This is a genomic window from Sphingopyxis yananensis (assembly GCF_020687785.1).
Lineage (GTDB): Bacteria > Pseudomonadota > Alphaproteobacteria > Sphingomonadales > Sphingomonadaceae > Sphingopyxis > Sphingopyxis yananensis.
Genome location: NZ_JAJEWI010000010.1, coordinates 378,120 through 404,621 on the forward strand (window position 1 = coordinate 378,120; position 26,502 = coordinate 404,621).

Sequence of the window (26,502 nt, forward strand, 5' to 3'; positions counted from 1 at the left end):
TTCTCCCGCCTTATATTTATATCGGGGGAAGGGTGGCGGATCGGGTGAAGGGGGTCAAGCTTGGCCGTGGTTGGGCCATCGGGGGCGCGGGTGATTAGGCCATGACAACAAGCGCTGTCGTTACATGCTGGCCGACCCAAGCATAGGGGAGGGAGCGTTAAAGCTGATGCGGCAGTTCGTGCGGGGCCTTGCCGGGTTCGTCCATGTCGTTGCCGCCCGGTTTGCCAGGAAGTTCCACGGGGCGGTGCGCGGGATGTTCGGCAGGGGATGGTCTCGGCGGGGTTTCGGGCGGCGACTGGGGTGTGATGATGTCCGGTTTTACGGCCGGATCGGGGGATCGGACAGGCTGTGTGGCGGCGGTTATAATCTGGTTCATGACGAAATTTACGCCTTTCTTTGTGGGCACTTTGCAGGCTGATATTGGCGGGTGTGCCGTGTGCGATCGACCATGGAAGCGAAGGTCCACCGGCCCAGTTCCATAAAACGCTTGTCCTGAGTGCAATGTTCCGGATGATTTTGGCGATAGAAAAGCGCGCCTAGGCACAACGGACTTGTTTTTCCTGACTTGCCCTCCTTACTATGTCTGCTATAGCCCCGCGCGGCCCGCATGGGCATGTGCGGTATAGCGCATGGCTTCATGCACATTGGCTGTTGGCGCGCGCGGGCGTGGCGGAATTGGTAGACGCGCTGGTTTTAGGTACCAGTATCGTGAGATGTGGGGGTTCGAGTCCCTTCGCCCGCACCAACAGGAATAGGCGCGCCTAGGCCGATGGATGGAAGGATTTGAGCCGGAAGCGGCCAAGTCTTTTTAAGAAGAAGATTTTGAGCAAGGACATGACCAAGGCAATGAAGACCGTCGAAACGCTGAACGAAGGCCTGAAGCGCGAATATAGCCTGACCATCACTGCGGCTGAAATCGAAGCACGCGTTGATGATGAAGTGAAGGCTGTTGCGCCGCAGGTGCGTATGCCGGGCTTCCGCCCTGGCAAGGTTCCCGCCAATCTGATCCGCAAAATGCATGGCGAAGCCATGTCGGCTGATGCGCTGAACAAAGCCATCGACCAAGGCGTGCGCGATGTGGTTGCAGAATATAAGCTGCGGCCCGCTGTACAGCCTGGTGTAACGCTGGCTGACGGTTATGAGCGTGGCAAAGATGCCGTGATCACCGTTGCGCTGGAAGTATTGCCACAGATTGAAACGCCTTCGATTGAAGGTTTGAAGCTGGAACGCCTGACCATCGCCACCGACGATGCGGCTGTGATGGCCAAGATCGAAGAATTTGCTTCGCAAATGAAGCGTTTCGAAGATGCACCCAAGACCAAGAAAGCCGCAGCCGGTGATCAAGTGATCATCGACTTTGCTGGCAGCGTTGGCGGCGTGGCATTTGACGGCGGCACCGGCGAAGACATGGCTGTTGAAATCGGTTCGGGTCAATTGATCCCCGGTTTTGAAGATCAGTTGGTCGGCGTGAAGCTGGGCGACGAAAAAGTTCTGAACGTGACCTTCCCCGACGATTATCCCGTCGAAGATCTGAAGGGCCAAGCCGCGGAATTTGCGATCACCGTCAAGGCGATCAAGGTTGCTGCCGAAACGGTTATTGATGATGAATTCGCAAAGTCGCTGGGCCTCGACAGCCTCGACAAGCTGAAGGAAATCATGAAGGACCAGATCGAGCAGGAACATAATGGCCTGACGCGCACTTTCATGAAGCGCAAGTTGCTGGATCAACTGGCCGACGCGCATGACTTTGACGTTCCGCCTTCGATGGTAGAAGCTGAGTTCAACCAGATTTGGGCCCAGTTGCAGCAAGAAGCGGCCCGTGAAGCCGATGTAGAGGCTGCTCAGGCTGATCTGGAAAAGGACCGCGAAGAATATCGTTCGATCGCTGTTCGCCGCGTTCGCTTGGGTCTGTTGCTGTCGGAAATCGGCCAAGCCAACGACGTGCAGGTTAACCAGCAAGAAATGCAGCGTTTGGTGATGCAAGCCGCGCAGCAATATCGTCCGGAAGACCGTCAGCGTTTCGTGGAATATATCCAGCAAGACGCTTTGGCAGCGGCACAATTGCGTGCGCCTTTGTATGAAGACAAGGTCGTCGACTTCTTGTTCGAAAAAGCTGACATCACCGACCGCGAAGTAACGCGCGACGTGCTGGAAGCCGCCATCGAAGACGAAGACGGTCATGTGCATGGCCCTGGTTGCGGTCATGACCATAGCCATGACGAAAAGCCTGCCAAAAAGGCTGCGGCGAAGAAGCCGGCTGCCAAGAAGGAAGCCAAGGCTGACGACGCAGCAGAAGAAGCACCGGCCAAAAAGCCCGCTGCCAAAAAGGCTGCGGCAAAGAAGGACGAAGCTGAAGGCGATGTGGCGGAAAAGAAGCCCGCTAAGAAGTCTGCAGCCAAGAAAGCTGCTCCGAAGGAATAATCCTTTTGCGCTAAGCTGCTAAAAAAGGCTTGGGAAGCAAATGCTTCTCCGGCCTTTTTTGTGTTTGGCGCTGTTGGAGAGGGGGAGGCAACGGGGGTGCTGGAGCGTTGCGGCTGCGCCCTTCAGCACCCATCCCTATGGCCGCTATAGCGGGGTGACGTGGCGATAGTGCCAACAAAAGAGTGCGGCGCTGCTGCGATGAGGGCGCCATTGTTCGCCAAGGGATCGTGTGAGTTTTTCTTTGGGCCGTTCGGGCAGGGCGAAAATACGGCCCACCGATTCCTGAACGGCCAAATCGCCAGCAGGCCAAATATTGGGGCGTCCCTCGGCAAACATCAGATAAATCTCCGCGCTCCAGCGGCCAATGCCGCGAATTTGCGTGAGGAGGGCGATGGCTTCTTCGTCATCCGCAGGAAGATTCGCGAAATCGATGATGCCGTTGATCACCAGTTCGGCAAGGCTGTGCGCATAGCTTTGTTTTTGGGCACTGAGCCCGCAGGCGCGTAGCTGGGCCGCGTCGCTGGCCAAGATGACAGCGGGATCGCAATCTGGCCCCACATGCGCCTCTAGCTTGTTCCAAATGCTGTTGGCGGCGGCAATGCTGACTTGTTGCCCGACAATCGTCTTCATCATCGTGCGATAGCCCGGTTTTTGGATGCGCGGTTCGGGGTAACCTGCGCTGGCTAGGGCCGTGGCCAGCCGTTCATCATGTTCAGACAGGCTGTTGAGCGCTTGTGTGATATCGTCCGAGGTGAGGGACATTGTGATATTCCCCTTTTGTTCTGCGTTTCGGTGATAGCAATGCTTGATTTGATTTGCAACGCGGGACATAGGAGCGTCAGCTAAGATTTTTGGGGACTAAGATGGCCAAGTTGATTGTCGTAACCCGTGATGGCGCGGAACATGAAATTGAAGGCGATACCAGCCTGACGGTGATGGAAAATATCCGCGATGCGGGTTTTGATGAATTGCTGGCGCTGTGCGGTGGTTGCTGTTCTTGCGCGACCTGCCATGTGCATGTGGACGCGCCTGAAGGTGCCGAGTTGGCAGCGATGAGCGAAGACGAAAATGATCTGCTCGATTCGACATCGACCCGCGATGAAACATCGCGCCTGTCGTGCCAGATTCAATTTTCGGACGCCTTGGACGGTCTTCGCGTGCGTATTGCCGAAGAAGATTGATTGGCACATTCCCCGTGCCGGATTGGGCAGGGGGTGGTCGGTGAAAAAAAAGGCTCTGTCCCGCATATGGGAAAGAGCCTTTTTTGTTGGGTGATTTCCAAGGATGATTAAGAAGCGGTCGCCACGGCATAAAGGGCGATGGCAGCGGCGTTGGAAATGTTCAGGCTTTCCATACGGTCCGACATCGGCAATTTTGCCAAAACGTCGCAATGTTCGATGACATTATGGCGCAGGCCGTCGCCTTCGCTGCCCAGCACCAAGGCGACCTTGCTGCCGTCCAATGTTGCGCCCAGCGTTTGGGTGGCTTCGCCGTCCAGCGCGATGCGCCAATATTGGGCTTCGGCGATTTCCTCGAGCGCGCGGCTGAGGTTGACGACGCGCACCCAAGGCACGGTTTCCAATGCTCCGCAGGCGGCCCGCGCGATGACACCGCTTTCTGGCGGGCTGTGGCGGTCCTGTGTGATGACGGCGGCGGCGTCAAAGGCGGCCGCAGAACGCAGCACGGCGCCGATATTATGCGGGTCGGTGACTTGGTCCAAAATAACCAATGGGCGTTTGCTGTTGTCCAGCGCCTCTAGCTGTAAAATATCCCCCAGAAAATGATGGTCCAGCGGGTCTACCTCGATCACCACACCTTGGTGCGGCGAATCTTTGGCAACAAGGCGCGCTAGGTCCGTTACTTCGGCAAAAGAGACGGGGATGCCCGCTGGCAGGTCAAACTGAGCCAGCGCGTCGCGCGTGCCCCAGATTCGCTTTACGCGGCGGTCAGGGTTGTCGAGAGCAGCCGAAACGGCGTGCCGACCCCAGAAACGAGTGGCTTGGCCCTTGGGATTTTTACCTTCGGGGCGGCTGTGTCTAGAATATTGTCGCATATCAATGCTTCTTTTCCATGATTGGCGTTGACAGGCAAGTCTTCCTAGGCCAATAGCGCCTCACCCCGCGGGGCACCACGGACAGGTGGCCGAGTGGTTAAAGGCAGCAGACTGTAAATCTGCCCGGTTTTCCGTACGCTGGTTCGAATCCAGCCCTGTCCACCACCCCGCGGGGCGTAACAACAAAGCTTGTTACGCCCCGTTTTCTTTTGCCCCCTATTCCACATGATTTTGGCCTATTTGAGACCAAAAAGCGCGCTTTTGCGTTGAGCGAAATGCTTTTGTATCATTTCTGGGGCCTGTACCGGTCACTCGTTTGGTATTTATGGATTGTTGGCACAGCCTTGCTCGGCTGTTCCGGTATAGAGCCGCTGTATCAAGACATGGACCGGATCATCGCGACAATAGAATCACCACGAGCGGCATTCCGATTCGAGAATCACAACAACCATGTGATTCGTGAGGATGTTTTTGTGATTCTTTGTCGGCGCTTCACCGATGCATCGTCAAAAAATATTTTGTGGCATGTCCTGTCATGAAGCGAGCCGCGCGTGGGCTGACCCCATTTTCATGAATGATAATATGCGGAGATCGGAATCTGAAATCTTCCTGATATTCCTAATAGTAGTTGAAACATTCACATGTTTGCGTATCTATTGGGGAATAACAACGATGCATTCATAAAGGGAGAGAGATTTATGAGGGGATTATTGTCTGCGACGGCCATGGCGGCAGCGTTGATGGTGACCGCGCCTGCAATGGCTTTTCAGGAAAATGAAACGAGCAATTTTAGCGGCTTGGGCGATATTGTTGTGACGGCGCAAAAGCGTTCGGAAAATATCCAACAAGTACCCATCGCGATTTCGGCTGTCGGGACCGAATATTTGGAATCGCGTGGCATTGATTCTATTGAACATATTGGAAATATCGCGCCGAACGTGAAGGTCGAGCGTGCGCCATCCAGCAAAACCATTTCGCAAATCGCCATTCGCGGTTCGGTGACCAATAATCCGGCGATCACATGGGAACCGGCTGTCGGCATCTATATCGACGGTGTTTATATCGCCAAGGCGCAAGGCAGCTTCATGGACATTGCCGATTTGGAGCGTGTCGAGATTTTGCGTGGTCCGCAAGGCACACTTTATGGCCGTAACGCCCTTGCGGGGGCCTTGAGCTTGGTGACCAAAAAGCCCAGCGGCGAAGCGGGTGGACGCGCGGAAATCAGCTATGGTAATTTTAATGAACTGAAATTGCGTGGCGTTTTGGATTTGCCGCAAATGGGCATTTTTAGCGCCAAAATTTCAGGCCAATTCCACAAGCAAGATGGGTTTTATAAAGTGGTTCCCAATCCCATCGCTGGGGTTGCGGGTGCAGAGCCAGCCAAGGTGCGTGACGCCGACAATATCAAGAGTGGCAGTTTCATGGTGCAGGTCCGCGCGCAGTTGAGCGACGCGGTGACCGCAGATTATACCTTTGATTATAACAAGGCGAACCAGCGCCCACCCTCGCAACAACTATATGCCGTCAACCAAAATGGCTTGCCGGGTGATATCTTCGATCCCAATTCCGCAAATTATCTGAGCTTTTATCCTGCCGACAAATATATCAAGGACAAGCGTGAGCGCGAATTGAGCATTGATGGCGACATTTATGAACGCTCGCGCAGCTATGGCCATGCTTTGACCGTCACCGCCGAAATCGGTGATGCGACGCTGAAATCGATCACGGCTTATCGCGACCTGTCTTGGCAAGATGGTATTGATATTGACGGCACGCCATTGCCGTTGGTCTATACCAATCGCGACACCGATTATCATGCATTTAGCCAAGAATTGCAGCTGACCGGCGCGGCGCTGAATGACCGTTTAAAATATGTGCTGGGTGCCTTTTATTTCAAGGAAAAGGGCGAAACGGACAACCCGCAAAGCTTCTTTGGCGGATCGACCCGCCTGTCGGGGAATATGGGGTCGCATACCGAGGCTTTCGCGCTTTATTCGCAGTTGGATTATAATCTGACCGACGCGCTGAAGCTGTCGCTGGGTGCGCGCTATACGCGTGAAGTGAAGGATGTGAAGCGTTTCTTCCGGGTGGACTATAACGCGAACGAAGGTATTTTGTCGCCCGTTACGGTTATTGATGTCGGCTATGGCGATGTGCCGGATGCGAAATTCTCCAATTTCTCACCCGCGATCACCTTGGCTTATGAAGTGTCGTCGAACATTAATGTCTATGGCCGCTTTGCGCGTGGCTTTAAATCCGGCGGCTTTAACGGTGAAAGCACGGTTGCAAATGATCCGGCTGCACCCGCTGGCTGCCCATTTGGTGCAACGGAATTGTGCGATCCTTATGACGCAGAAACCGTGGATAGTTACGAATTGGGAATTAAGACCAAATTATTGGATAATCGCTTGATTTTCAATGTGGCGGCTTTCCATGACATTCACAAAGATATTCAGTTAAGCATTTTCCGCGCCCAGACTGGCACGGAATCCATCGTTCGCAACGCGGCAAAGGCGCGCGTGCAAGGTTTGGAATTTGAAGCCATGTTCCGCCCCGTGGATGCCTTGATGCTCAATGGGTCTTTGGCGCTGCTGAGCACCAAATATAAAAATTATATTGATGGCGGCGTGGATGTGAGCGACAATCGCGCATTCATGCATGCGCCAAAGGTGACAGCGGCTTTGGGCGCAGATTTGCAAGTGGCCGAAGGCAATTGGGGTAAATTCAATATCTATGCCGATCTAAACTATACGGCGGGTTATTTCACTTACCCCTTTGCGCTGCGCACACCTGGTCTGTCTGATCAAAACGCACATAATAGCAAAACAGAGGCGCGCACTTTGGTGAATATGCGGGCCAAGCTTTCCGATTTGCAATTGGCCAATCAGAAAGCGGAGATTAGCTTTTACGTCCGCAATTTGTTCAAGGAAAACAAACCGAGCAACTTCATTGATTTCGGCAGCAACTTTGGCGGTTTGATTGTGGCGGATTATCTGCATCCGCGCACCTATGGTGTCACTTTGGGTGTGAAATTCTAAAGATGTAAACCGGTAACGGTTCGATCAAAAAAGGTCCGTATCATGAATATGATACGGACCCTTTTTTATGGCTGTTGCCATGGATGGATTATGTTGTGATCCATCGTCGCGGACGGACGGTCAGGGGCGGTTAGACGCCGCTGAAGGACATGGAAATGACGGTCTTGCCTTCCTCGGTGCCTGCCATGACATTGACCTTTGCGGTGTCTTTGTCGGCATTTATCATGACCGCTTCGGGCGTGACCATATTCATACCGATGTTGAGGCCGTGGGTTTTGAAAACGCCGCGATAATATTCGCCGACTTTTTCAACACTGTCGGTGGTGCTTAGGTTGACCATGGTTTTGACGCGTTTGTCTTGGCCCGCAGATTCGATGGATCCAGTGATGGTGGAGCCGGGATATTGGGGAGCAATATCCGGGAATGTGACATTGGCGGCACCTTCGGTGGCGGTCAGATAACCGTCAGCATTTTTGATGGTCGAACTGCCTTGGGCTTCGTTATTGGTGAGGGTGGTGTCGCCAATTTGGGTCGTTTCGCTGGTGTCGGCTGAACCGCAAGCGGTCAGCGCCAAGAGCGCAAGGCCGATAAATTTACGCATGGGTTACTCCATCTCTGTGCGGGCATAATCATGATCTTATTTGGTGATGCTAGCATGAGTGGATGTGATTTTTGTCACAAAACACGATATTTTATCTTTAAATATCGGTGAAGTGTCGCAGCAGTTTAACAGTCAATACGTGCATAGCGTGGAACGGCATGACCTGTGCGTATCTGTTCACAACTTAGGTCCACTTTGGCGACCACGCAGCGCGCCACCATACGGCCATAGCGATCGGTATCGCTTTTTGTGCATTCCAATGGCCCGCGAGAGACAAGGCGTCGCAGATTTTCTTTGGCGGCGATGGGGTCGCCGTCGACACATTCGCGGCCCGGGCGGCATTTGCCACCCATTTCAGGACTGTCGATGCCCTGAAGGCGAATGCGGATGTCGCCGCAGCGCAGCGTGTCGCCGTCGGTCACGCGGGGAGTGCGGCACACCACATCGGGCATGCCGTTCAGGCGCGCCGTCGGAATGGACGCCGCATCTTGTGAGATGCTTTGCGAGCTATTGATCGCATTTTTGCGGCGCAAATCGTCGATGATATCAGAGATATTATATTGCGGAGACAAAGCGAGTCCAACAAATGTGCCGAGTAAGGCGGCGGGGAGGATTATTTTTTTCAAGGAGGGCAAAAGGCTGGTCTTTTCGGTCGGGCGGGGTTTGCCGCGTGGCCGTTGGTGGCGGCGCTGGGGGGATTGGAATGGGGTGATGTTGGACCGTTTCGATCCTTTCTTGTGGCGATTGTTCATAGCGCGTCTTCCCCCAAAGCCGTCGCCTTTTCCGTAACGCGATTTGCGGGACGGAAGCAAGAGGGCGGGGGGAAGGGAGCGGGAAGGGAGCGGGAAGGGGGCGTATATCGTCCCGCCCCCATCGGCCGCGTGGCGGCGCTGGGGGCGGGGGATGCAAGGCTGCGTTTATTTTTTGTCGGTCAATTCCCGTTGCAAGAAACCGTGCAGCATGGCGGCGCGAATAGCATCTTCGGCATTATCGCTGCCGACGCTGTGTCCGCCCTCGAGGAATTCATGATAATAAACGTGGTTGCCATATTCCTGAAGCCGCGCCGCAAATTTACGGGCGTGCCCAGGGTGGACGCGGTCGTCCTTGGTGGACAGATAGAGGAAGATTGGCGGATAGGTCACGCCTTGGCGGATGTTCTGATAGGGCGAATATTTGGACATAAAGGCCCAATCGGATGGCACATCAGGGTTGCCATATTCCGCCATCCACGACGCACCCGCCAGCAATTTATGATAGCGCTGCATATCCTTGAGCGGCGAACCGGAGATGACGGCGCCATAAAGGTCGGGGCGCTGGGTCATGGCCGCGCCAACCAAAACGCCGCCGTTGGAGCGGCCCGAAATGGCGATTTTGCCCTTGCTGGTCACACCGGTGCGGATCAGATCTTCGGAAATGGCGTGCAGATCGTCAAAGCTGCGTTGGCGGTTTTCGCGCAGCGCGGCTTCGTGCCATTTGGGGCCATATTCGCCGCCGCCGCGCAAATTGGCGAGGACATAGGCATTGCCATCCTCCACCCAGAACAGCCCCAGCGGGCCAGCGCGATAGGGTTGGCCCGTCAAATATCCTGGCGTTTGGGCGGCGCGAAAGCCGCCATAGCCGTGGACCAAGGTCGGCACAGGGCCGGTGCTGCACGCTTTGCGCACCAGAAAATAAGGGATTTTCGTGCCGTCGCTGGACACCGCAAAACGTTTGTCCACGGTCATTTGGCTGGCGTCAAAGGTGGCGGGCAGGCTTTGGACCAGTTTCGGCGCGTCGATCAGCGACACCGCATAAAGGCTGGGCGGGGTGAGCATGGTTTCGCTGGTGGCGAAAATGCGGTCGTCTTTGGCGATGCCGCCCGCGATTTGCACGGTGGCATTGTTGGCCAAGGGGACAGGGCGGCTGTGCCATTCGCCTGTTTTCGCATCATGATTGATGGCGAATAGCTTGCCTTCGACATCGTCCAGCGCCTTGACCCATAAAATATTGTCGCTGGTATAAACTTGTTCAATGGCTTGAGCGGCGCTGGGCTGCATGACCAATTGCAATTTGGCAGGGCGGCCAGCGGCCAAATCGGCCAGCGAAATGCTGGCGAGCGCGCCTTGGGGCAAATCGCCGTCGACTTGGTTCAGCAGGACAATCGCTTGGCCGTTCAGCACGCCCTGAATTTCCGCCGTTTCTGGCAGGTTCATGGGCAGATAGCGGCGGCCATCGGCAGACAAGATGCGATAGTCATTGCTATAGAAGCTGGGCGCGCGGCCAATCAGCGACCAGCGTTTGGACTTGTCTTCGAGGGCGATGGGATAGACGCGGACATCGTCGGCCTGACCCTCTGCCACCAATTTGGCGGCGGACAGCGGCGTGCCGCGGTTCCATTGTTTGACGATGCGGGCATAGCCGCTGCTGGTCATGCTGTTCGCGCCATAATCGGTGGCGACCAGCAGCGTATTGGCGTCTTTCCATGCCACGCTGCTTTTGGCTTGGGGCACGACAAAGCCGTCGGTGACAAAGGATTTGGTGCTGCGGTCCCATTCGCGCACGACATCGCTGTCGGTGCCGCCGGGGCTGAGCGAGACAAGGCAGCGGCGATAGTCGGGGGCGAGGCAGTCGGCCCCATGCCAGACCCAGCTTTGCCCCTCGCTCTTGCCCAGCGCGTCGACGTCGATCAACGGGGTCCATTTGGGGTTGCCGGCCAGATAATCGGCCAAGGGGCTTTGCCGCCAAATGCCGCGTGGGTTTTTCGCGTCGCGCCAGAAATTGGTGATTTGGTCGCCCATCACCTGATCGGGCATGGCGATTTGCCGGTCGTCGTCCAAAATCGCTTGGGCGCGTTGGCGGTCACTTTCAAAATTGGGGCGATTGAGCAGCAAAGCGTCGGTGGCGGCATTTTCCTTGGCCACCCATTCCAAGGCTTTGCTGCCTTCGATATCCTCTAGCCATAGCCAATTGTCGGCGCTGGGCTGGGTGGCAAGTGCCACGCTGAACGCAGAGGTACATAGAGCAAGCGCAGTGACGGCAGCGGCGCGGAACATTCACATCTCCATAAAAAAATTTGATGAAGCGGTAACATATGAAATGATCTGCCGCCTAGAGGCTTTTGCCCTAGCTTGGCGAATTGGCGCTGCGTTATTGATCGATGATCACCGTCGATGGGTGGTGCTTGTGCAAATGGCTTTTGATGATCTTGAGATTGCGGCTGTTGGAGCGATAGATGACGTCAAAGGCATCGCCGATGAAGGGCACCGCGCCCAGCGCCGTATCAATGCCGATATGGGCCATCATGCGGGCGATTTTCCATTTGGGCAGGCCCAAATTGCGGGCTTCCCATACCAAATAGCTGCCAATGGCGGCCGAGATAAAATCGCCGATCACAGGGACTAGGCCGATGATGGCGTCTAAGCCCACTGCGCGATTGACGCCGGGCAGGGTGAAGCTGCGTTCCAAAATAAATTCCAGCGATTCCAGCCGTTTCAAAATGACGGCGGGGTCTTTGCTGTTGGCCATCATGGCGTCGAACATCATGTCTGCATGGGGCGGAATTTGCGCCATCTTTGTTTATCCTAGGACTACCGCTGGGTGCGGAACCCCTTATTTGGGCTCGCCGATCATCCGATTCAATGGGTGATGCGCGCGCGCATTGGGCCGGATACCGGTAAAGCGCAAATTTGCCACCGACCAACGCAGCGGCGACGCCAGCGGGATGAAAGAGGCTTCGCGCAGCAAATCCGCCTCGGCATCCGCGATCAGGGTGAGGCGTTGCAGATTATCGGTTTCATTGTTGGCCAAGGCGATATGATCGTGAATGGCGGTGTTGCACAAAGTGTCGCGGCGGCATGACAGGCGGCGGAGCGGCCAGATGATGTCGTCATTGGGGGCGACTTCGTCGATCAACGTCAGGTCGGGCGCGGCGTTGGCGGCCACGCGCTGAAGCGAAATGCCCGCGCGGGCCAGATCGGCGGCGATATAGCCGAATAAGATCGTCGCCCCTGGGCTGTCGGGCAGGGCGATGCGCAAGGGGGCGATGTCGCGTTCCAGACCGGTCCACGCTGCGATCAGGCGCTGCATATGACCAAGGCGGACGCTGTCATCTTCGCTCGCCCAAGTGGGCAGCGCGGGTGGCGGCAGGCCGCTGCGTTCCGCCACAGCGGGGCGCAGGCTGATTTGGCTGGTCCAATCGGTGATGCCAAAAGCCTCGATCAGGCGGTCGCGGCGGATGATGGATGACAGCGCCATGCGATGTTCGGCGATGGACCAAAAGCCATTGGCTTGTTGAAAGTTCAGGCCAAAGAGGCCGGAGGTCGGGTCCACCAGCAAGCGCGAACGGGCAATGCCGCTGCTGTGGAAATAGGGGAGCGACGAGAAGCGCCCGCCGATGACACCTTCTGCATAGCCGTTTTTGAAGCGCGCCAAGGCGCGGGGCGCGGTGACGCCGACCATTTCGACTGTGCGGGCGCTATCATTGTCCGCGCTATGGTGATTGGGTGCATCGGCATCTTCGCCCAGCGGGTCGGGCGCGGGGTAAAAAATCAACGCCTTGCCATGCGGTTTGACCCGCATCGGGCCCCAACCGCGATCCCAGCCGGTGCTGCGTCCGATCATCACCATGCTGGGCTGGGCCAATAATTCCAACAATAAGGGTTGGGGCAGGCGCAGGCGGATTTCCAAGACCGTGTCGGTCATGGCATGGATGTCCTCGACCTCGGAAAAATCATCTTTTAAGGGGTGGCGGCTGGATGGGCGCAGATAGGCTTGTAAAATCGTTGCGACATGCTGGGCCGTCACTTTACGCCCGTCGGGCCATTTGGCCTCGCGGATGCGGAAAATATAGCTGCGTCCATCGGTGGTGACAGTCCAGCGTTCCGCAAGGCCTGGTTCAATCTGGCCATCGGCGTCAAAGCTGATCAAGCCTTGCGCCGTGGCATCCAAATAAGCGGCGGAGGCAAAGGACAAAGGCCCCTTGGTGGGCGTGGCATCCATTTGCAGCGACCCGATGGCGGCAATGCGGACGGGACCGTCTGCTTCGAATACCGAACAAGCGCCAATTGACAGCAAGATCGCCGCCGCTGCGCCAACAAGACGCAGGGGGGATTGCAGACTTGCTGTGCTGATGATGGTCAAAGTGGCCTCCTTATTACGGGCATATCATAGGGAGGCTGGGAAAAAAGCTCTAGTGATGATTGCGACAGGCACGTCAGATTAATAGGCCATTTCAACAGATATCCGTAGCGTACGTGGGCGTAGCGGCGTGACAAATCCGCGATCGGTGTCGCGGAAGGGGGTGCCAAGGGCAAAACGATTGCCGCGTGCATCCAGCGGGTTGGTCAATGTGACGGTGAAAGCGCGCTTTTCATTGCCATAGCGCATGGCCACGCCGCCATCGACATAATTGCCCTGTTTTTGCCCCAAGACAGGGCCGACGCCAAGATGGGACGGGCCGACATATTGCGCCCAGCCGTTGAAGCGCAAATCTTGGTCGCCCATATTGGTGGCATAAGTGACGGCCGCGCGCAGGCTGTGGCTGGCGACATTGGGAATGCGCATGGTGTCGGTGGGTTGGCTATTGTCGGTGAAAATTGGCGGCGGGGTGGTTAGGGCCACGCCCAGCGGCAAAGATTGCGCATGACGCTCTGCCATTTGCACGAGCAAGCCATTGGCTTCGGGTGATAATGTGTCGACGCGGCTGTGGTTATATATGCCGGACAATTCCATCGTCAGTTGGGGCGTCGCGCGCACCGCAAGTGAAGCGGATAGGCTGGTGATACGGCCATTGCCAATATTTGCCGTGGTGGGAAATCCATTGCCGTCGATGAAGTCGGCCTGAATGTCGCGCCAGCGGTTGTGGGATATCGACAGGCTGGCATCAATGGGGCGCATGAGCAAATCCCCGAAACGCACGCCTGCTTCCCATGTTTCGACGCGGTCATGGCGGAACCGCCGCACAGAGCTACGGTCAATGGCAAGGCCGCCGGGCCGAAACCCCTGTGCGTAACTGATATACACGCGCAGGCCCGGCCCCATAATGTGGATCAGCGAGGCAGTGGGCAGCAAGTCTGTTTCGGTGCGGCTGGCAGTCATTGCGCGGGATGCCGTGGATTCCGGCTGGGTGATATCTTCGCCGCTGCCGTTTAATTTGCTGTGTGACAGCCGCAGCCCGCCGGATGCCACCAGATCGGGCGTGATGGCATAGGTGACATTGCCAAAGGCCGTCCATTCGTTGACATCATTGCGAACGCCGGTGACGGGCACGCGCAACGACCTGCTTTCGGTTTCGCGCTGTTGGCGGGCTTGGTTATGAATGAAGCTGGCACCAATCACCCAGCCTAAATTGTCATAAAATGGGCGCGACAGGCGGGTTTCGCTGACCCACATACGCGTGCGATTCCATTGGTTCAGAGCTTTTGGAGACTGGCTGTCCTCGCTGGCGTCAAAGCGTTCGTCCAAATCATGTTGGACATAGCCGTGGCTGCTGCGCAGTTCATAATCGCCCATTTCGCGGCTCAGCACCAAATTGGCCATGGCATAATGAGCGTTGGAGCCTTGGGTGATCGGGCTGCTGCGGCTTAGCAGGTTGGTGCCGCGATCGGCATATTGGGCGTCGTCGGCGCGGATATGCTGATAGATGCCGCCAATGTCGACGAGCAAACGGTCGCTGGGAACCAAGCGCAGCGTGGCGCGACCGCCGCGAATATGGGTCCGGTTGACGTCCCGTTGGCCGAGCAAGTCATTGTCAATATAGCCGCCCTCGGACATCATATATCCGACAGCGCGCAGCGCATGACCTTGACCCGTGTTGGGGTCAGACAGGGGGATATTGGTGATGGCGGCGATGTCCCCGCTGGGCTTGCCATGCTGTGTGATGCTGCCGCCAGCAATCGCGCGTATTTCCATGGCGTCGCCGTCAGGGGCGCGCGGAACCATGCGGATGATGCCGCCCATGGACCCTGCACCATAAAGCGTGCCTTGCGGTCCCTCGATCACTTCAACCCCATCAAGGTCATAGAGGCGCAGGTCGGGGTCAGGGGCATTATAGCTGAGGCGCAAATCGCCCAAATATTGGCCCACCGTGCTTTGCGTTGGGCCGGTAAAGCTGCTGTCTGCGATGCCGCGAATGAACAGCTTGTTTCGGCCAGACCCAAAATGGGTCGACGACAGGCTGGCCGTATGGCGCATAATTGCGTCCATGCCCCGTTCTTGGCCAAATTCCATATCATCGGCATCGATCAGGGTCGCGGTTCCGGCGAAGTGGGAATAAGGAATTTGCGCCTTGGTTCCCGTTACCACAATATCCTCGACAGGTGGCGCAATCGCCGCGTCATGGCGGGGTGCATCGCTGGCGTTGGTCATGCGGCGGGGCGGGTGGGGACGCCGTGCCATGGTGGGGGCGGGGATAATCCGCCAGCTGGTGCTGGTGACACGAATGGCGCGGGCACCGCTGCCTTGCAGCCATTTGCGCAGCGCCTGTTCAACCGACATTTTTCCGGACACGGGGCGAACCGACAAGGACCAAAGCCGCGCATCGGTGACGCTGATGCTAATGGCGGCTTGGCGGGAAATGCTGGAAATCGAGGTGGATAATGGACCACCTTCGACCTGAAATTGCCTTGTTTCTTGGGCGAAGAGCGTCCCTGCCGCCAGAGGCGACATCAGCATGATTGTGGCAGCAAGGCGAAAGGTGATGGTCAGCGCGACAACATCCATCCACGCCCTTGTTTCAGCGCCCGTGTACCGGACAGCGCCGCCAGATCTTCAATGGTCCGCTGGCTGTCCGTAGAAATGCTGAGTGCGCCGCGAAAATCAATGTCGGCCGCGTCGACGGAAACACTGACGTCCATGCCCGTGGTGCGGTGCAAATCCGCCGCCACTTGGGACAAAGGCGCGCCATTATAGACCAGCAAGCCATCCCGCCAACCACCCACAGCGGCGACGTCCACGGATTTCGCCCGCAGCCTGTTTTGGCGATTGTCGGCCGCCACCACGGCCTGACCGGCGCGCATTTTTACATTGTCGCTTTTGGGATTAAAGACGACCACACCTTCGGACACGGCCACCGTGGTTTCGCCATTTTGGCGTTTTACGTTAAAGGCTGTTCCCAAATCCACGATATGCGCGCCATGTGTTTCGACCAAAAAGGGATCATCGTCCCGATGCACGATATGGAACATCGCTTCACCGCTGGTCAAGCGGGCATAGCGTGGGCGGTTTTCCACTAGTTCCAACACGCTGTCGCCATTGATGTCGATACGCGACCCATCCGCCAACATGATGCTTTCTTGCTGCCCTGCGGCGGTTTCAATGCGGCGCACGTCGCGGTCCAGCAAGGGCGAAACATTGGGAATGGCAATGGCCGCGATCAAGGCTGCCGCCATAGCGCCGCCAAACCAGCGCCGCGAGGCAGACCAGCGTGGGCGGCTGTCGTCATTGGCGGCGCCATATGGGTTGGCATCATTTGCCGATGCCATTTCTGAACCAAGCGGTGGGTCAAACGGGCAGCCATGGTTGGGCAGGTCGTCCAAGCGGCTGTCCAGCAAGGCCAATTCGTCATAAATTGCGTTATGGGCTGGGTCGGCCTCTAGCCATGCGATAAAGGCGTCCCAATCCGAAAATTCGGGGTCGCGCTGGCGGATGAGCCAATTGCTGGCCGTTGTGGTTCGGGCTGTGCTGTCATTGTGGGGCATCAAACTGCCTCCTTGTCGCAGCAATGGCTGCATATATTTTGCGAAGATCCGCTTCGACCGTGCTGATGCTGATGCCCAGTTCGGCGGCGATATCTTTTTGGTGAATGCCGTCCAATCGGAAGCGGCGGAAAATATGGGCGGGGCGGGAACCGACAGCCTGAATTGCGGCGTTCATGCGTTGCAATTGTTGGCGGGCAATGACGCGGTTTTCGGCGCTGGCTTCGGTGGTGGCGGACAGGTCGTGCCATGCGGCATCGCGCAATTCACGCTGGCGATTGGAACGGAAACGGTCCAGCATCAAATTATTGGCGGCGCGCATCACATAGGATGCGGGGTCGGCAATTTGGTCCATCGCGCGGTGGCTGAGACGCATCCACAGTTCCTGATAGACATCCTCGGCGGCATCACCAGCGCCGCGCAGCCGAAGGAAATGTAAAATCCGGCTTCGCTGGCTGAGCAGAATATTGGTGATATTCGGCTGCGACGGATGATCAGAGGGCGCGTCAGTCATAAAGCCTTCGCTGGTTAATCCGATCTGGGTGATAAGATGGGCCATGAAGCCCATGGTGCGGCGATACAAGAACCGGAGCGCGAAACGCCCCGATGCTTTTTGAATATATAACGTGGCACCGTCACCACGCAACAGCCCAGACATGGCGCCAGTGCGTGGGGGGCGGCTGGGCATGGGGTGTAGCCATGCCGACAGCCTGCTTTGCAAGGCGCGCAGACGTAACGGAGGGGGGGGAACCGCTACAAGAACATGCGCGCCTTGCATATCGACTTAGAGGCCCATGCGAAGGCTGGCACGGAAACCCCATGCCATGCGACCTTGCTGTTCCTCTGCCGACAATTCGCCGCCGACTTGGAAGGCGCTGTTGCCAGCCAAGCCGCGCACGCGGCCAATCCAACCCGAAGTGCGGTCAGCGGGCGTCAGCGTGAAGGGATTGCCATCCTTGAACGATGCTGTGGTTTGACCCAATTCACCGCCCACGATTTGACGACGGCCACCTTCGACTTCGAAGCGGGTCCAGCCTTCATATTCGTCGCTGCCGCCAAAGTTCATGCCCAGCGTGACGGTGCCGTTGACGGCCAGTTCGTCGCTGTCGCGGCCCAGCACCTTGAGGTCCAAGGCATCGCCGCCGCCGCTTTCCTGATAATCATCTTCGGACAATTTATAATAATCGACTGACACGGCGGGACGCAAGGTCAAGCCGCCAAGCTTGGTGTCATAGGACACGCCGCCCGCGGCGGAATAAAGGGTGGCGTCCCATTTGCCCTTGATGGTTTTTTCCGTCGCCATACCGGCAGAGATGCCGTCAAAGATACGGGTGCCCTTCAGGCTGACGGGGGCGCCCGAAACGCGGGCAAAGGCTTGGAAGCCATTGCTGGCCAAGCGCCAGTGCAGCGCTCCTTCCCATTGGTTCGACGTCACTTCATTGGCGTTGGCACGATTGCCATCCTTGCCAGCGAGATAGGCGATCGAACCGCCGAAATCGCCAAGGTCGGTGCGAATTTCGCCGCCGAGGCTAATGCCCCAGCCGCTGACCTTATAGCCAGCCGTATCGCCGACATTTTTGGAGGAACCCCAAACGATCTGGCTGACATAATAACCCCATTTGCCCTCGTCCTTATAGGGGGCCTTGGGGTCTTGCAGGACGCGGGCCAAGGCACGCGAACCGGTGGTGACGGTTTCAAAGACGCCGCCTTCATGTTCGGGTAGCATTTGACCCAATTTTGCGCGGAAAGATGTGCCGTCACGCAGACCCAAGATGGTCGATTCTACCATGTCATCATTCGCTGCGGCGTCGATGATCGCGTCAAAGGCGCTGCTTTCTGAACGGTTGAGGCCCAGTTCGCTGGTTTCCTTGCGTGCCACGTCGACGATCAATTGCGTGGCGTTGTGCGTCAATGTGCCCTTGTAAAGGAAAGGCAGCATATCCGCACTGGAGGTTAGCTTGTCGCCGCCGGTGATGCTGTCGGCAGTCAGGACGATGTGCTGGCCTTCGCCTTCTTCGATGCTGGATAATTGCAGCAACAGCTTGCTGTTATCCGCAAAGCTGGCGTTGCCCGACACGATGATGTTGGTGTCCGATGCGCCGCCCAAGGTGACGCCCAAGGTGCCCCCGCCGGTGACGTTTAGCGACGCGATGCTGGCATTGCCCTTGACGTTGAACGTGCCGCCAGCAACGCTGGCCGCCAGTCCTTCGGCGTTGGTCAGGCTGCCGGAAAAGAGGCCTGTTCCGGTGATGGACAGCGTGTCGTTGCCGCCGCCAAAGTCGATATTGCCGATTTGACGCGCCGTGCCGCCGATGGTGACGGCGTCATTGCCTGCGCCAAAGCTACTGTTGCCAGTCATCACGGCATCGCCGCTCAGTTTCAAGGCATTGTCGCCATCACCAAAGCTGGCGTTGCCCGTGACGCTGCCGTCCAAAATGTCGAAAATATCGTTGCCGGTGCCGAATTTGACATCGCCGGTGATCGAAGGCGCGGTCTTGTCGCTGGCAACGGCGGTTTGGCTGACGGTCGCGCCGCTGGTGTTGGCGCTGAGGTCGATGGCGATGTTGCGACCAGAGCTGCTGGGTGCGCCCGACGCGCTGATCAGCCCGCTGTTGCTGACCGAGGTGACTGTACCCGAACGGTCCACAATCGCTGCGGCGGTGCCAGCGTCGCCGCCTGTTTTGGCGGTGATGCTGCCGCTGTTGTTGATGGTGGAAAGATTGGCCCCTTCGTCCACCAAAATGCCCGTCGCAATCGAACTGGCGGTTTTTCCGCCAGTGACGCTTTCGATTTTTCCGCTGTTGCGGATTTCGGGCAAGCTGGCGTTGTCGCCAATCAAAATGGCGGTTGCTGCTGCATCCTTGGATTGGGCGCCCACGCCGCCGCTGATACCCAGACCGCCTGCAATGGTGACATTGCCGTCCATGCCGCCGATTTGCAGACCGGTGGCATTTTTGCCCGCATAAACGCCAAGGCCCGCAACCGTGCCGTCGATGACCACGCCAAGGCCGGTTCCCGTGCCCGCTACGGCGCCGATGGTGACGTCGCGGTCATCCGAACCAATGCGCATGGCCGGTGCTTCGCCATAAGAGCGCACGCTGGCGCTGCCTTCCTTGCTGTCTTCGATGCCGTCAGCGTCTTTGTCGGTGCTGCTGCTGTCGCCCGTCTTGGGTGGGACCGCCAATATGATGCCGCCCGTTACATCGCCTTCGATCGACAAGGCTGGGCCACCAGCCAACAGATCGTCATTGTCCAGCTTGCTGGGGTCCGTCGGGGCGGTGGTGTAACGATAGCCGGTCGATGTCAGATTGCCTTGCACTTCCAATGCGCCCGTGATGTCGCCGGACAGGCGGGCCGCCGTTGCATTTTCGCCTGTGGCGGTGATCGTACCAGCCAGACGGACATTGCCCGTGACGTCATTCAGGCCAACGCCCAATGCATTGTCGCCCGTGACAGAGATGGTGCCTTCATTGACAAATTTTCCGGTCAACGCGCCGCCGACCAAAATGCCAGCGCTGTCATTGCCCTTGATCGTGATGCTGCCATTGTTGGTGATATTGCCGTTAAACGCGCCGACGGTTTCGATACCGACGCGGTTGCTGCCAACCGCAAAGGGACCATCCAGATCGCCATCATTGTCGGTGTCCGTTGGGGTATAGCTTTCGGTCAGGTTGATTTTGCCGGTCGTGCCATTGGTGATAGCACTGGTCACACCATCATTGGCGACAATAGCGCGTGAACCGTCGACATTGGTGGTTTCAATCGTGCCTTCATTGACGACTTTATGGTTGCTGTTGATGGTAAGAGCCGTGCCTGCTGTGGGCTTGATAGAACCGGCGCTGGTGATTTTCAGATCATCAGCCGCGCCAGCGTTAATGGTGGATGTGGTAACCGGCGCTGTCGTGGCGGTGCTGATGCTGGTTTCGGCGAAGGCCGGAGCGGACATCAGAGAGATAAGGCAGGTAGAAGCCAATAAAGTCGAACGCATCGATTACCCCTTGTGAACGAAATTGGGAAAATTCCAGTTTGCTCACAAGACGGGGGCACCCGCGTTCAACCTTGGTGAAAAATTTATTTCGCTAAAATAACGCCGAAGAACAGCGGGACAGGGCTAGATATTAGCGGATAATAGCCAGTCGTGAAACATTTTGACGGCGGGTTGGCGCAAGGCGCGGGGCCTGCACACAAACCAATAGCTATAGGGGCTGTCGACGTCATAATCGAACAGGCGGGTCAGGCGCGGGTCGTGGCTGTCGTCCAGATGTTGCCCCATCATAAAAGCGACGCCCAAGCCTTGGGCTGCGGCTTCCAAGATCAACGGGCCGCTGTCGAAATAATCGGTACCGGCAGGTTCCAGATAGGGCATGCCAATGGCCTTGCGCCATTCATTGAAGGTGTCCGGCATTTCGCGGTGCAGCAATATGTTCATCCGCTGCAATTGTTCGGGCACGGTGATGGGGCGTCCACCATCCATCAATTTGTTGGATGCGATGGGGAATACTTTGTCCTGATCAAGGCGCGCCGAATAAAGCGCGGGGTCGATATGACGGGCCAGCGCAATGGCAGCGTCAATGCCATCACCCAGCCGTGCTTCGGCGTGTGACATAGTGTCTATGTCGATATGCAGTTCGGGGTGCAGGGCGCGCAGTTCGGGCATACGCGGGAATAAGCGTTGTTGGGCAAAGAGCGGCAGCAGGTTCAGGCGCAGACGAACCTGTGCATTGGGGCTGGCCACTTTTTTGATGACCGAGCGCAGTTCATCCAACAGCGGAGCGAGATTTTCTTGCAGGCTGCGGCCGGATTCTGTCAACGTCAGGCCATGGTGGTGACGGTTGAACAAGGGGCGGCCCACCGCATGTTCCAGCGTTTGAATGCGGCGCGACAAGGCCGGCATGGACAGGCCCAATTCCGTCGCGGCGGCCTTGACCGTGCCGTGGCGGGCCACTTCCAAAAATGCTTCCATGCTGCTGATCGGGGGTAATCTTGCCATAAGGGTTCCCGCTTATGCTGGCTTTGTCGCAAAGAACAAGCCTGTAGTTTTTGCGTAACGAATATGGGACCGCTGCGTTGTAGACAATTAGCATGACGGGGAAGGGGTCGCAAAATGCTGGGGCGCTTCCTATCTGTTTTGTTAACAAGTGATTGGCACTTCAGTTTTTTGGTGGGAGGCAGATTTTGGCCGACGACAATAATAATGAACGTCAAGTGAAATTACAGGTTGCCAGTGCGCGGGCAGAAGAAAGTGGCGGTGGCATCGCCCGCATTCCGCGCGATGTGATGGCTGAATTGGGCGTGACCGAAGGCGATGTGATTCAGATTAGCGGCAAGAAACTGACGGTTTCCCGCGTCATGGCCCCTTATGCCGAGGATGAAGGCTTGGCGGTTATTCGCCTTGATGGCCTTCAGCGCGCCAATGCGGGGGCCGGTGCAGGCGATCATGTGGTGTTGGAACGGGTGGAAGCACGGCCCGCTGCGCGCGTTACCTTTGCGCCAGCTCAAGAAAATTTACGTCTGCAAGGATCGGCCTTGGCCCTGAAACGCAGCTTTTTTGGCCGACCTTTTGTGGCGGGCGATGCGGTGGCGACCACGGGGCAACAGCAGCTGGCGTCGGGTGATTTGCCGCCGCAATTGCGCCAAATGCTGAATGCGCCCGCTTATGCCTTGGCCGAAGTGCGCTTGATGGTGGTGGCCGCCAGCCCCAAGGGCGTGGTTTATATTGACGAAAATACCGAGGTGGAGTTGCTGCCCGAATATGTAGAGCCGCAGGACAGCCGCCGCACCGATGTGACCTATGATGATTTGGGCGGATTGGGTGAGACGATCAACCAATTGCGCGAAATGGTCGAACTACCATTGCGCTACCCTGAATTGTTTCAGCGGTTGGGCGTCGATCCGCCGCGCGGCGTGTTGCTGCATGGGCCTCCGGGAACGGGGAAAACCCGCTTGGCCCGTGCGGTGGCCAATGAAAGCGATGCGCAATTTTTCCTGATCAACGGGCCGGAAATCATGGGCAGTGCCTATGGCGAGAGCGAAGGCCGACTGCGGGAAATCTTTGAGCAAGCGGCCAAATCGGCCCCGTCCATTTTGTTCATCGACGAAATCGATAGCATCGCGCCCAAGCGCGGACAGGTGCAGGGCGAGGCGGAAAAGCGCATCGTCGCGCAATTGCTGACGTTAATGGACGGGTTGGAGCCTCGCACCAATTTGGTGGTGATTGCCGCCACCAATCGGCCAGATGCATTGGACGAGGCGCTGCGCCGTCCGGGCCGCTTTGACCGCGAAATTGTGATCGGGGTGCCGGATGAAAGCGGACGGCGCGAGATTTTGGGTATTCACACACGCGGTATGCCCTTGGCACCCGATGTCGACTTGGCCGAATTGGCGCGCACAACCTTTGGTTTTGTGGGCGCGGATATGGCGGCGTTGACCCGCGAAGCCGCGATTGATGCCGTGCGCCGTATCATGCCCAAGCTGAATTTGGAGGAAGGGACCATTCCGCCAGAGGTGCTGGACGAGTTGCGCGTGACCCGCGACGATTTTCTGAACGCCTTGAAAAGGGTGCAACCCTCCGCCATGCGCGAAGTGATGGTGCAAGCACCCAATACGCGGTGGAGCGATATTGGTGGCTTGGACGCGGCACGCGACAAGATGATCGAGGGAATTGAATTGCCCTTGAAACACCCCGAAGCGTTTCGCCGTTTGGGTATCCGTCCGGCCAAGGGGTTTTTGTTATATGGCCCGCCGGGCACCGGCAAAACCTTGTTAGCCAAGGCGGCGGCCCGCGAAGCCGATGCCAATTTTATCGCTATCAAATCATCCGATTTGCTGTCGAAATGGTATGGTGAAAGCGAGCAGCAAATTGCGCGTCTATTTGCGCGGGCGCGGGCCGTGGCCCCGACGATTATCTTTATCGACGAGTTAGACAGTCTGGTGCCAGCGCGCGGTTCAGGGGCGTCGGGCGAGCCGCAAGTCACCGAACGCGTGGTCAACACCATATTGGCGGAGATGGACGGCATTGAAGAAATGCAGTCGGTTGTCGTCATTGGCGCGACCAATCGGCCCAATTTGATTGACCCAGCCTTGCTGCGTCCGGGGCGATTGGATGAGTTGATTTATGTTTCGGTCCCCACTGCCGATGGGCGCAAGCGCATTTTGGAAATTCACACCAAAAACATGCCCTTGGGCGCGGATGTGAATTTGGATGATCTGGCGGCAAGGGCCGATCGTTTTACCGGCGCGGATTTGGAAGATTTGGTGCGACGCGCCGGATTAGCGGCGCTGAAGCGGTCAATGGACAGCGATGTCGTGACCGCAGCGGATTTTGAAGCGGCGTTGGTGGATACACGGGCATCTGTCACGGAAGCGATGGAGCGGGATTATGAGAAAATCCAAGGCGAAATTAAGCAAAATGCGATGAGCGTTGACCCCATTGGTTTCTTTGCGCCTGGCATGTTGAAGCCGGTGCGGGAACGCAAGCATGATGAACCACATTAAGCTGGCTGTGCATTGCAAAGAATGGATCGCTAGATAGGAAAAGGGCCGCTGACGATGCGGCCCTTTTTTATGAGATCAGCAGTCGGGGCGGCGGACAGTCAGCTTGTTTTGCTGGTGTCCGCTATTTTCAGGGCGGATGCCCCCCAAATGACGAGGGCAAAGCAAAATAGCGCCATCAACCCAAATGCCACTGCCTCATTCCAATTATAGAGCAACACGCCCATGGCGGGTGAAATAATATAGGCAGATCCATTGATCGACGCGGTCATGCCCGCAACGGGGCCTTGTTCGCTGCGCGGGACAGCCAAGGATATGCCAGCGGTAAATCCGGGACGAAACAGGCCAAAGCCCAGCGAAGTAAACGCAAAAATCATCACGATAGCATGGAGATCATTTGCGAAAGCCAAGGCCGATGCGCCAACACCGCCCAGCAATGCACCAGACAATACCGCTGCTCGGGCGGACATTTGTAGCAGGGGGATCAGCCCCCATTGCGCCAGCAAGGTTGCGAAGGCCCCAGCCATCAGAACAATGCCGGTCAAGGCGGCCCCTTCGTCGGGGTTGGCGCGCAAATGCAATCGGTCAAGAATCACAAAACCGATCATACCCAGCAGCATAGCCTGTGCTTGACCGCCAAGCAGGCCAGCGACCAGCCAAGGCGCAATGCGTTTGTCCCGCCACCGCAATTTGGATGAGCGCGGGGCATTTGGTCCGACGTCGTCGATATCCAGACGGTCGTCCAGATCATCTTGCGTGGGGTCCGGCGGACCCGCGGATAGGGGATAGGAAACAACCTTGCCGCGCGCCGCAAAGCGCGGCGTGTCATTGGGCAAGCGCCAGTGAAGCAAAATGAGGACGATGACGCCGAGCAGCGCGAATATCAGCATCGGGCCAGCCAGACCGAAAATTGGCAGTATGAAAAAGGGAGCCACCGCGGGACCAATGACGGTGCCCAAGCCAAAGGAGGAAGATACCAGTGACAGCGCCCGTGTTCGTTCGCTGGGGTCCGTGCGGGCGGCGACATAGGCTTGCACCGCCGGCGGCGCGGCGGAACCAAGGCCGCCATATAGACTGCGCGATAAAGCGAAGAAAATAAAGGTCAGGCTGGCCACCAGCCAGCCGGACAAGCCAACCCACAAAATGAGGCCGCACAGCAACATGGAACTGACGAAGCCAAAGATACCAAGGGACATCAACGCCTTGCGGCCCCGCCGGTCCGACATGCGCGCCCAATAAGGGGCCGTGAAGACCCACAAAAGCGCCGACCAGCTAAAGGCCAAGCTGACCCACACATCGGGGATTTTCAGTTTGGTTCCAATGGCTGGCAGGATAGACTGCATGGCGGTGTTACCCGCTGCGGCGACCAACATAACCAAAAATAAAACGGCCATGCGGTCCTTGGGAAGGCTGCTGCTACTCTCCGTCATTCCCCATATTTTCTTTCGTTTTTGTTAGGGCATGGAACCACGATAGCGGGTCGGGGTGTTGTGTCTAGTATCTGTGAACACTCTTTTGTTGCGCGCTGGGCGGGATTTTGCCACGCTTGGGGTAACGGAAGCAAAGCGAAAGCGACTATGACAAATCCGCATGCGCATACTCAACCATCACGTTCTGATTTCTTGAAGAGAGTAACCGCACGGACCAAGCGGATTTTGGGCCCATGGGGCATGTTCATTCGCGGATTTGTGAAACATCCGGTCATGGTCGGCAGCGTGGTGCCGTCGTCGCCCGCGCTCATTCGGCGGATGTTGGCTCCGGTCGATTGGCAAAACACCAAATTATTCGTGGAATATGGGCCGGGGGTGGGCACATTTTGCCGCCCTGTGTTGGAGCATTTATCAGGCGATGCAAAGCTGATTGCCATTGATACCAACGCCGATTTCATCGAATATTTGAACCAAGAAATTTCCGACAGCCGCTTTACGGCGGTGCATGGATCGGCGGCGGATGTCGAAGCGATTATCGCGGAACATGGCCATGAGCAGGCGGACTATATCCTATCTGGCTTGCCATTTTCGACCCTGCCGGACGGGGTAGGGCCAGCGATTGCGGCGGCCACGCATCGGGCGCTGCGACCGGGCGGTGCCTTTTTGGTTTATCAATTTCGGGCCAAGGCGCGGGATTATTTGGCCGCCCATTTTCGCCGCATCGATAAGGATTTTGAATGGTGGAATGTCCCGCCATGCTTTTTGTTCTGGGGCTGGAAAGATTGAATAGGTCCAA

Annotated in this window: 19 protein-coding genes and 2 tRNA genes; 7 read left to right on the top strand and 14 right to left on the bottom strand. The window is 57.1% G+C overall.

Annotated elements, in window-relative coordinates:
- Window positions 1–157: 157 nt before the first annotated feature.
- Window positions 158–376 (bottom strand): hypothetical protein, encoded by a 219-nt coding sequence (locus LKO31_RS13305; protein WP_227691035.1) that lies wholly within the window; start codon window positions 374–376, stop codon window positions 158–160.
- Window positions 377–660: 284 nt separating this feature from the next.
- Here LKO31_RS13305 and LKO31_RS13310 point away from each other — a divergent pair.
- Window positions 661–745: transfer RNA gene (locus tag LKO31_RS13310), tRNA-Leu, on the top strand.
- 101 nt (window positions 746–846) lie between these two features.
- Entirely contained in the window at window positions 847–2,421 is a 1,575-nt protein-coding gene (tig, locus tag LKO31_RS13315) for a trigger factor (RefSeq protein WP_227691256.1), read from the top strand.
- A gap of 144 nt (window positions 2,422–2,565) precedes the next feature.
- Here the strand turns inward: tig and LKO31_RS13320 are convergent, their stop codons facing one another.
- Entirely contained in the window at window positions 2,566–3,183 is a 618-nt protein-coding gene (locus LKO31_RS13320; RefSeq protein WP_227691036.1) for a DNA-3-methyladenine glycosylase family protein, read from the bottom strand.
- A gap of 101 nt (window positions 3,184–3,284) precedes the next feature.
- Between LKO31_RS13320 and LKO31_RS13325 the strand changes: the two genes are divergently transcribed.
- Window positions 3,285–3,602 (top strand): 2Fe-2S iron-sulfur cluster-binding protein, encoded by a 318-nt coding sequence (locus tag LKO31_RS13325; RefSeq protein ID WP_227691037.1) that lies wholly within the window; start codon window positions 3,285–3,287, stop codon window positions 3,600–3,602.
- A 107-nt stretch (window positions 3,603–3,709) separates the two neighbouring features.
- Here the strand turns inward: LKO31_RS13325 and rlmB are convergent, their stop codons facing one another.
- Complete coding sequence (rlmB, locus tag LKO31_RS13330; protein WP_227691038.1) at window positions 3,710–4,474, bottom strand: 23S rRNA (guanosine(2251)-2'-O)-methyltransferase RlmB; 765 nt, start codon at window positions 4,472–4,474, stop codon at window positions 3,710–3,712.
- A 79-nt stretch (window positions 4,475–4,553) separates the two neighbouring features.
- Here rlmB and LKO31_RS13335 point away from each other — a divergent pair.
- Both LKO31_RS13335 and LKO31_RS13340 read left to right on the top strand, forming a co-directional pair.
- Window positions 4,554–4,639: transfer RNA gene (locus LKO31_RS13335), tRNA-Tyr, on the top strand.
- A 533-nt stretch (window positions 4,640–5,172) separates the two neighbouring features.
- A complete protein-coding gene (locus LKO31_RS13340) occupies window positions 5,173–7,512 on the top strand; it encodes a TonB-dependent receptor (RefSeq protein ID WP_227691039.1) in 2,340 nt (779 codons plus the stop codon).
- A gap of 130 nt (window positions 7,513–7,642) precedes the next feature.
- Here the strand turns inward: LKO31_RS13340 and LKO31_RS13345 are convergent, their stop codons facing one another.
- The 10 genes from LKO31_RS13345 to LKO31_RS13390 all read right to left on the bottom strand — a co-directional run bounded on the left by LKO31_RS13345 (window position 7,643) and on the right by LKO31_RS13390 (window position 21,775).
- Window positions 7,643–8,113 carry a hypothetical protein gene (locus tag LKO31_RS13345; protein ID WP_227691040.1) on the bottom strand — a complete coding sequence of 157 codons (471 nt, stop codon included), beginning with the start codon at window positions 8,111–8,113 and terminating at the stop codon, window positions 7,643–7,645.
- A gap of 125 nt (window positions 8,114–8,238) precedes the next feature.
- A complete protein-coding gene (locus LKO31_RS13350) occupies window positions 8,239–8,865 on the bottom strand; it encodes a thermonuclease family protein (RefSeq protein ID WP_227691041.1) in 627 nt (208 codons plus the stop codon).
- A 165-nt stretch (window positions 8,866–9,030) separates the two neighbouring features.
- A complete protein-coding gene (locus LKO31_RS13355; RefSeq protein WP_227691042.1) occupies window positions 9,031–11,145 on the bottom strand; it encodes a prolyl oligopeptidase family serine peptidase in 2,115 nt (704 codons plus the stop codon).
- A 94-nt stretch (window positions 11,146–11,239) separates the two neighbouring features.
- Window positions 11,240–11,662 carry a DUF4112 domain-containing protein gene (locus LKO31_RS13360; RefSeq protein WP_227691043.1) on the bottom strand — a complete coding sequence of 141 codons (423 nt, stop codon included), beginning with the start codon at window positions 11,660–11,662 and terminating at the stop codon, window positions 11,240–11,242.
- A 39-nt stretch (window positions 11,663–11,701) separates the two neighbouring features.
- Window positions 11,702–13,231: an ABC transporter substrate-binding protein gene (locus tag LKO31_RS13365; protein WP_227691044.1), complete on the bottom strand. Its 1,530-nt coding sequence runs from the start codon at window positions 13,229–13,231 to the stop codon at window positions 11,702–11,704.
- A gap of 78 nt (window positions 13,232–13,309) precedes the next feature.
- A complete protein-coding gene (locus LKO31_RS13370; RefSeq protein WP_227691045.1) occupies window positions 13,310–15,811 on the bottom strand; it encodes a TonB-dependent receptor domain-containing protein in 2,502 nt (833 codons plus the stop codon).
- Entirely contained in the window at window positions 15,793–16,788 is a 996-nt protein-coding gene (locus LKO31_RS13375) for a FecR family protein (protein WP_227691046.1), read from the bottom strand. Before LKO31_RS13375 ends, LKO31_RS13370 begins: the two co-directional genes overlap by 19 nt.
- A complete protein-coding gene (locus LKO31_RS13380) occupies window positions 16,775–17,299 on the bottom strand; it encodes an RNA polymerase sigma factor (RefSeq protein WP_227691047.1) in 525 nt (174 codons plus the stop codon). Before LKO31_RS13380 ends, LKO31_RS13375 begins: the two co-directional genes overlap by 14 nt.
- 270 nt (window positions 17,300–17,569) lie before the next feature.
- Window positions 17,570–20,773 carry an autotransporter domain-containing protein gene (locus LKO31_RS13385; protein WP_227691048.1) on the bottom strand — a complete coding sequence of 1,068 codons (3,204 nt, stop codon included), beginning with the start codon at window positions 20,771–20,773 and terminating at the stop codon, window positions 17,570–17,572.
- 123 nt (window positions 20,774–20,896) lie between these two features.
- On the bottom strand, window positions 20,897–21,775 hold the full coding sequence (locus tag LKO31_RS13390; protein WP_227691049.1) for a LysR substrate-binding domain-containing protein: 879 nt from the start codon (window positions 21,773–21,775) through the stop codon (window positions 20,897–20,899).
- A 185-nt stretch (window positions 21,776–21,960) separates the two neighbouring features.
- Here LKO31_RS13390 and LKO31_RS13395 point away from each other — a divergent pair, with 185 nt between their 5' ends.
- Entirely contained in the window at window positions 21,961–24,279 is a 2,319-nt protein-coding gene (locus LKO31_RS13395) for a CDC48 family AAA ATPase (protein ID WP_227691050.1), read from the top strand.
- Window positions 24,280–24,377: 98 nt separating this feature from the next.
- Here the strand turns inward: LKO31_RS13395 and LKO31_RS13400 are convergent, their stop codons facing one another.
- Window positions 24,378–25,706, bottom strand: coding sequence for an MFS transporter (locus LKO31_RS13400; protein WP_227691051.1), 1,329 nt, complete (start codon window positions 25,704–25,706; stop codon window positions 24,378–24,380).
- A 147-nt stretch (window positions 25,707–25,853) separates the two neighbouring features.
- On the opposite strand from LKO31_RS13400, the gene LKO31_RS13405 reads away from it, so the two are divergent.
- Window positions 25,854–26,492: a class I SAM-dependent methyltransferase gene (locus LKO31_RS13405; RefSeq protein WP_227691052.1), complete on the top strand. Its 639-nt coding sequence runs from the start codon at window positions 25,854–25,856 to the stop codon at window positions 26,490–26,492.
- Window positions 26,493–26,502: the final 10 nt, after the last annotated feature.